This window comes from Roseicyclus sp. (assembly GCF_052168335.1).
Classification (GTDB): Bacteria; Pseudomonadota; Alphaproteobacteria; order Rhodobacterales; family Rhodobacteraceae; genus Roseibacterium.
The window spans coordinates 1-3,808 of the sequence record NZ_JBQLZP010000486.1; the positions used below are offsets into that span (position 1 = coordinate 1).

The following is a 3,808-nucleotide window of genomic DNA, read 5'->3' on the forward strand; positions in this document are numbered from 1 at the left end:
CCCGGCGACCCTGTCTTCGGCTTCCGGCTGGGCGGCGCGCACGCGGAGTACGTGAAGGTCCGCGCCTCCGGCGCCGTCCTGAAGGCCCCGCCCGGGCTCGATCACGCGGAGGCCGCGTCACTGCCCTTCGGAGGTCTCTGCGCGCTGGAGTTCCTCGAGCGGTTCGCCGAGGTGAAGGCGGGCGAGCGGGTGCTCGTCCTCGGGGCCTCCGGCGGGGTTGGCGTCCACGCGGTGCAGATCGCCCGCGCGCTCGGCGCCGAGGTCACGGGCGTCGCCTCCGCCGCGCGGGAGGAGCTGGTGCGCGGCCTCGGCGCAGCGCGGTTCGTCGACTACCGCAAGACGCCGCCGGAGAGCCTGACGGGACCGTTCGACGTGATCTTCGACACGGTCGGCGCGCTGTCCTATCCGGCGGCTGCCGGAATGCTGGCCCCGGGCGGACGCTTCGTGCCGCTGAACTTCTCGCTCGCCGACGTCGCGCAGGTCCGCCGCGCCCGCAAGAACGGGCACAAGGTGATCCTGAAGGTGAACGGCGACAGCAAGGCGGGTCTCGCGCGCCTCTCCGCTCTCGTCGCGCAGGGGCGGCTCCGCCCGGTGATCGACCGGGTCTATCCCTTCGCCGAGATCCGCGCGGCCCACGCCCATGTCGAAAGCCGCAGCCGCAAGGGCGCGGTGGTGCTGCGCATCGCCGGGGATGCGCCGGCGCTGAAGGTCGCCTGAGACGTCAGACCCGGATCACGAAGTCCTTCACGGTCGTCTCCACGACCTCCCACGTGCCGGTGAAGCCGGGGCGGATGACCCACCCGTCCCCGGCCACGAGACGGACGGGCGCACCACCGTCCGGCGTCAGGATCGAGACGCCCTGCGTGAGGCGGAAGTATTCCCATTCGTCGTAGATGACCCGCCAGGCGCCGGGCGTGGATTCCCAGACGCCGCACCAGAGCCCGTCGCGCGCGTCCGTCAGCCAGGTGCGATGCACCGGGTCGCCCGCGATCAGGCGGGTGGGATCGGGGCGGGAGACCTCGGCCTCGCCGTCGGGGAGCACGCGGGACAGGAGCGTCATGGGAATCACCATGCGACGGCGCCCGCCGGGAATGGTCCCGGCGGGCGCGTTTCGTCACTGGGTCCAGCGCACCGACGTCAGGTCGTTGGCCTGCGTGGGCGAGTTCTCCCACAGGCCCTCGATCGCGGCATTGGCCACGCCGGTCTTGGCGAGCTGGAAGAGGAAGCCGTTCACGTAGTCCTCCGCGATCCGGCGCTGCATCGTCTCGAGCAGCGCCGAACGCGCCGCGGGATCGGTCGTCACCTCGAGCTCGGCGTTCAGTGCCTGGAATTCCGGGCTGTCGTAGCCGAAATAGTAGTCCGGATTGGCGTAGATGTTGATGTCGAACGGCTCGGTGTGGCTGATGACCGTGAGGTCGAAGTCCTGGCCCCGGAACACCCGCTCGAGCCAGTCGGCCCATTCCATGTTGGTGATCTCGGTCTCGATGCCGACATCGCGGAGCTGCGCCGCGATGATCTCGCCGCCGCGCCGCGCATAGGAGGGTGGCGGCAGCATCAGCCGCAGCGTCAGGTTCTCGACGCCCGCCTCGGCCAGAAGCGCGCGCGCGCGCTCGGGGTCGTAGGCGGCGTTGTCCGTCAGGTCGACGTAGTCGGGATGGTGCGGCGCGAAATGCGTCCCGATGGGCGTGCCGTATCCGAACATGGCCCCGTCGATGATGTCCTGCCGGTTGATCGCATGCGAGACCGCCTGCCGCACGAGCGGGTTGTTCAGGGGCTCGCCCGCGTTGTTCATCGCGAGGATCGTCTCGCCCTCGGTCGAGCCGACAACGACGCGGAAGCGGGGGTCGGCCTCGAACTGGGCGAGCGTCTCGGGCGCGGGGAAGTTCGGGAAGGCGTCGACGTCGCCCGACATCAGCGCCGCGAAGGCCGCGTTCGGGTCCGAGATGAAGCGGAAGGTCGCCTCCTCCAGCGCCACGGGCTCGCCCCAGTAGTCCTCGTTGCGGACGAGTTCCACGCGGTCGCCCTGCACCCATTCCGAGAAGCGGAAGGGTCCGGTGCCCACGGGGTTCGTCGCGTTGGTCTCCGCGCTCTCGGGGGCCACGATGACGGCGTCGCCCCAGGCCATCTTGAAGAGGAAGGCGCCGTCGGGCGACGAGAGGGTGACGCGGACCGTCGTGTCGTCGACGGCCTCGACGCTGTCGATTCCGGCGAAGAGGGGCTTCTGCGCGTTGGTCGAGTCCTCGGCCCGCGCCCGGTCGAGCGAGAAGACCACGTCATCCGCGGTCATCGTCGTTCCGTCATGGAACGTCACATCCTCGGCCAGCGTGAAGGTGTAGGTCAGCCCGTCCTCGGAGATGTCCCAGCTGCGTGCCAGCCCAGGCACGATCGCGCCGTCCGGCGCGAATCGGGTCAGCCCCTCGAAGACGTTGGCATAGACCACCTCGTCGATGGCGGCGGCGGCCCCGGCGGTGGGGTCGAGATTCGGCGGCTCGAGCACCATTCCGACGGAAATGTCGGTCTGCTGCGCGAAGGCCGCTCCGGTGCTCAGCAGGAGCGCGAGGGCGCCGAGGCGGAGCTTGCTGGTCATCGTTCCTGGTCTCCCTGTTTTGTCGATTTTCCGCATACTGGCCTGTGCCGCGGAAAAAATCGCGTGGAAAATGCAGACGAATGGAGGCTTCGCGACGTGCCCGGGACGCCGGACGCCCACGATCCGGGCAGGCGTGTTGCGGATTCGGACAAGGTGACGCGCGATGTGCCGCCAGAGCTTTCCGCGCCGGGCGAATCGTATCACCCTGCCCGTCGGGGCCGCGGTGCCTGTGGCCCCTTCGGTACGGTCGCGCGACGGCGGGGGGCGTCGCGGGAACGAGTGCAACCTGGGGGACACCGATGGAAAGACCTGAGCCCGAGGATATCCTCGCGATATCGTCCGAGCGCGTCGCCGCGTTCATCCGCGATCAGGCCAGCACGCGGAGCCTCAGCCCGCTGGTGCGCAAGCTGAACGCCGACCTGATGGGCGAGGACCCCTCGGCGAGCGAGCTCGCCGCGAAGGCGCTCCGCCATCTGGGCTTCGTCGATCCGGCCTGATCCACCCGGGTCAGGCCAGAAGCTCCTTCAGCGTCAGCGCCATGACCTTCGCGGCGTCGGCCATGTCGTCGATGCCGACCCATTCGTCCGGCTGGTGCGCGAGGTCGAGGATGCCCGGCCCGTAGGCGATGCAGTTCCTGAGCCGCCCGATCCGGTCGATGTGCTTCTGGTCGTAGGTGCCGGGCGAGACGACGAACTGCGCGTGCCGGTCGAGCACGCGGGTGATCGCCGCCTCAACTGTGCGGACCACGGGCGCGTCGCGGTCGGTCATGGTCGGCTGCACCTCGAAGAGGTCGCGGATCTCGTATTGCAGCTCGGGCCGGCGGGCGCGCACGCGCTCCATCATCGCGGCGACCTCGGCCTTCACCTCGGCGATGTCCTCCTCGATGAGGAAGCGGCGGTCGATGGTGATGCGGCAGCGGTCGGGGACGCAGGGCGCGGGAAGGCCGGTATAGTCCGCGTCCTGCTCGGGCTCGCCGCCGTGGATCGCGTTGATGTTGAGCGTGGACTGGCGCGCGCCCTCCGGCACCACGGGCATCGCGGTGCGCTTGCCGGCCAGCAGCGGGAACAGCGTCTCCTCCATCTCGGCCAGGACGGCGCCCATGTGGCGCACCGCGCAGTCGCCGAGGAACGGCATCGAGCCGTGCGCGATCCGCCCCTTCGTCTCGATCTCCGCCCACCAGACGCCGAGATGACCTAGGCAGATGCGGTCCTTGTTGAGCGG

5 protein-coding genes are annotated in these 3,808 nt (G+C 69.9%); 2 read left to right on the forward strand and 3 right to left on the reverse strand.

From position 1 onward, the window contains the following. The coding region (locus ACTS11_RS14995; RefSeq protein WP_442641105.1) for an NAD(P)-dependent alcohol dehydrogenase at positions 1-717 on the forward strand (717 nt) is incomplete at its 5' end. A gap of 4 nt (positions 718-721) precedes the next feature. Here ACTS11_RS14995 and ACTS11_RS15000 read toward each other — a convergent pair. Together ACTS11_RS15000 and ACTS11_RS15005 are read right to left on the reverse strand one after the other, a co-directional pair. Continuing rightward, positions 722-1,072, reverse strand: a complete 351-nt coding sequence (locus ACTS11_RS15000) for a cupin domain-containing protein (protein WP_442641106.1) — start codon at positions 1,070-1,072, stop codon at positions 722-724. A 42-nt stretch (positions 1,073-1,114) separates the two neighbouring features. Continuing rightward, positions 1,115-2,587, reverse strand: coding sequence for an ABC transporter substrate-binding protein (locus ACTS11_RS15005; RefSeq protein WP_442641107.1), 1,473 nt, complete (start codon positions 2,585-2,587; stop codon positions 1,115-1,117). Between the two features lie 299 nt (positions 2,588-2,886). Here ACTS11_RS15005 and ACTS11_RS15010 point away from each other — a divergent pair, with 299 nt between their 5' ends. Then, positions 2,887-3,084 carry a hypothetical protein gene (locus ACTS11_RS15010; RefSeq protein WP_442641108.1) on the forward strand — a complete coding sequence of 66 codons (198 nt, stop codon included), beginning with the start codon at positions 2,887-2,889 and terminating at the stop codon, positions 3,082-3,084. A gap of 10 nt (positions 3,085-3,094) precedes the next feature. On the opposite strand, the gene ACTS11_RS15015 is transcribed toward ACTS11_RS15010, so the two are convergent. Next, positions 3,095-3,808, reverse strand: a 714-nt coding sequence (locus tag ACTS11_RS15015) for an acetylornithine deacetylase/succinyl-diaminopimelate desuccinylase family protein (protein WP_442641109.1), incomplete at its 5' end; no start/stop codon positions are given.